This window comes from Zoogloea sp., from assembly GCF_030157465.1.
Taxonomy (GTDB): domain Bacteria; phylum Pseudomonadota; class Gammaproteobacteria; order Burkholderiales; family Rhodocyclaceae; genus Zoogloea.
This window is the reverse complement of record NZ_JAOAUU010000107.1, coordinates 1-3,001: the sequence shown is the minus strand read 5'-3', so window position 1 is coordinate 3,001 and position 3,001 is coordinate 1. Positions and strand designations below refer to the sequence as shown.

2 protein-coding genes are annotated in these 3,001 nt (G+C 67.4%); one reads left to right on the top strand and one right to left on the bottom strand.

Translation table 11 applies throughout. The features are described 5' to 3' along the window. Positions 1 to 67: 67 nt before the first annotated feature. Positions 68 to 1,189: a GNAT family N-acetyltransferase gene (locus Q1W26_RS13245; RefSeq protein ID WP_300440920.1), complete on the bottom strand. Its 1,122-nt coding sequence runs from the start codon at positions 1,187 to 1,189 to the stop codon at positions 68 to 70. A 59-nt stretch (positions 1,190 to 1,248) separates the two neighbouring features. Here Q1W26_RS13245 and Q1W26_RS13240 point away from each other — a divergent pair, with 59 nt between their 5' ends. Next, positions 1,249 to 2,868: an NAD+ synthase gene (locus Q1W26_RS13240; RefSeq protein ID WP_300440917.1), complete on the top strand. Its 1,620-nt coding sequence runs from the start codon at positions 1,249 to 1,251 to the stop codon at positions 2,866 to 2,868. Positions 2,869 to 3,001: the final 133 nt, after the last annotated feature.

The following is a 3,001-nucleotide window of genomic DNA, read 5'->3' as shown; positions in this document are numbered from 1 at the left end:
TGCCTACTTTCTTGGCGAAGCAAGAAAGTAGGGCGCCCGCGGGGGCGCGACCCCGGCCAACGTTACGTCATTCCCCCTTGAACGGCAGTCTCTCCGACAACTCGTCCAGGTAAGCCTCCATCCCGCCCCGCTCCTGGGCCAGGAACCGCGCCACGGCGTCCCGGAACCGCGGGTCGGCGATCCAGTGGGCGGAGCAGGTGCGCACCGGCTCCAGCCCGCGGGAGAGCTTGTGTTCGCCCTGGGCGCCCCCTTCGAAACGGGCCAGGCCGGCCTTGATCGCGTAGTCGATGGCCTGGTAGTAGCAGGCCTCGAAGTGCAGGCAGGGGATGTATTCCAGCGCGCCCCAGTAGCGGCCGTAGAGTGCCCCGGCGTCCTGCAGGAAGAAGCTCGCGGCGATGGGCGCGCCGGCGCGCTCGGCCAGCATCAGCACGCAGGCGTCGCCGGACTGGCGGCCGTAATCCTCGAAAAAGGCCAGCGTTAGGTAGGGCGTGGAGCGGTGTTCGAGGTAGGTGCGGCTGTAGCAGGCGTGGAAGAAAGCCCATTCCTCGGGCCCGATTTCCTGGCCGCGCAACACGCGAAACGTGACGCCGGCGTCGGCGACCTTGCGCCGCTCCTGGCGGATTTTCTTGCGCTTGGGCTGGGCGAGGCGGGCCAGGAAATCGTCGAAATCCCGGTAGCCGGCGTTGCTCCAGTGAAACTGCACGCCGTGGCGGAGTTCCAGCCCGGCGTCGGCCAGCCAGCCGGCTTCTTCGGCATCCGGAAAGAGGACATGGAAGGAGGAGGCGCCGGATTGGCGCACTTCGTGCAGCACCTGCCCGATGAGCGCCTGCCGGCTTGCCGCGTCGCGTCCGAGAATGCGCGGGCCGGGGATGGGCGTGAACGGCACGGCCGACAGCCACTTGGGGTAGTAGTCCAGCCCGTGGCGCCGGTAGGCGTCGGCCCAGGCCCAGTCGAACACGTATTCGCCGTAGGAGTGGCTCTTGAGATACAGCGGCATGGCGGCGATCAGGTGCTCGCCTTCCCATAGCGCGGCGTGGCGCGGCGCCCAGCCGGTGCGGGGGGCGACGCAGCCGGATGTTTCGAGCGTCGTCAGAAAGGCGTGGGACAAGCCGGGCTGGCCGCCGGCGAGGGCGTTCCATTGATCGGCAGGAATCTCGGCGAGGGCGGGGTGGAGGCGGAAGCTTGGCATGGGCTCGGGCGGGCTGGGTTCGTCCCGGATGCTACACGTTGGCGGTATAGTGTCGCCCCATGAAAACCCCTCTTACCGTCGCGGTCGCCCAGCTCAATTGTGTTGTGGGCGACATTTCCGGCAATGCGCGCCGGATTCTGGACGCGGTTGCCCGGGCCAAGGCCGCGGGCGCCGACGTGGTGCTGACCCCCGAGCTGGCCCTGTGCGGCTATCCGCCGGAAGACCTGCTGCTGCGCCCGGCCTTTCTCGACGCCTGCGCCATCGAGCTGGACGCGCTGGCCGCCCAGGTGCAGGGCATCACCGTGCTGGTCGGCTACCCGTCGGCCCGGGGCGGTGGCCGCTACAACGCCGCCGCGGTGATTCAGGACGGGCGCATCGTCGCCCACTATTTCAAGCACCGCCTGCCCAACTACGAAGTGTTCGACGAAGAGCGCTACTTCGAGCCGGGTACGGAGGCCTGCGTGTTCGAACTCAAGGGCGTCAAGGTCGGCGTCAATATTTGCGCCGACGTGTGGGAATCCGGCGCTGCCGACGTGGCCCGCAATGCCGGCGCCGAGCTGCTGCTGGTGCTCAACGCCTCGCCCTTTCACATGAACAAGCAGCAGCTGCGCTACGAAGTGCTGCGCGAGCGCATCGCCGACACCGGCCTGCCGGTGGCCTACTGCAATCTGGTGGGCGGGCAGGACGAACTGGTTTTCGACGGCGGCTCTTTCGCCCTGGACAAGGACGGCACGCTGGCCTGGCAGGGCGGCATGTTTGTCGAAGAGCTCTCCATCCTGCACTTTGCCGACGGTCTCTGGCAGGAGCGCGGCATGCCCGCCGCCCGGCCGGTGGAGGCCGACGTGTATGAGGCCCTGGTGCTGGGCGTGCGCGACTATCTCGGCAAGAACGGCTTTCCGGGCGCGCTGATCGGCCTGTCCGGCGGCGTCGATTCGGCCCTCACGTTGGCCATTGCCGTCGATGCGCTTGGCGCCGACCGGGTGCGCGCGGTGATGATGCCCTCGCCCTACACGGCGCAGATGAGCCTCGACGATTCCCGCGAGATGGTTCGGCGCATTGGCGTGCGCTACGACGAAATCGCCATTGAGCCGGCCATGAGCACCTTTGCCGCCATGCTGGCCCCGCAGTTTGCCGGCCTGGCCGAGGACACGACGGAAGAAAACCTCCAGTCGCGCATCCGCGGCATGATCCTGATGGCGCTCTCCAACAAAACCGGCAGCATCGTGCTGACCACCGGCAACAAGAGCGAGATGGCCACCGGTTACGCCACGCTCTACGGCGACATGGCCGGGGGTTTCGCAGTCATCAAGGATATTTACAAGACCTTCGTGTATCGCCTGTGCGCCTGGCGCAATGCCCAGCCCGGTGGCCCGGTGATCCCCGACAACATCCTGACCCGGCCGCCGTCGGCCGAGCTCAAGCCCGACCAGTGCGACCAGGATTCCCTGCCGCCCTACGAGGTGCTCGACGCGATCATCGCGGCCTACATGGAAGAGGATCTGTCGCCCCGTGAGATCATCGCCCGTGGCTACCCGGAAGCCGAGGTGCACCGCGCCGTGGCCATGCTCCGGCGCAACGAGTACAAGCGCCGCCAGTCGCCCCCGGGCGTGCGCGTCACCCAGCGCGGCTTTGGCAAGGACTGGCGCTACCCGATCACCTCCCGCTATCGCGATGCGTGATACCGACCACCCTGTCGGGCCCGGCACCTGCCGGCCCGGCTATTCCGGCTAGAATGCCGGATCGTTTCCAGGAGACCACAGATGAAGAAAATCGAAGCCGTGATCAAGCCCTTCAAGCTGGACGAAGTGCGCG

Coding starts and splice junctions, on each gene's coding strand:
- Q1W26_RS13245 (WP_300440920.1), bottom strand. CDS start 1,189: ATGCCAAGCTTCCGCCTCCACCCCGCCCTCGCCGAGATTCCTGCCGAT.
- Q1W26_RS13240 (WP_300440917.1), top strand. CDS start 1,249: ATGAAAACCCCTCTTACCGTCGCGGTCGCCCAGCTCAATTGTGTTGTG.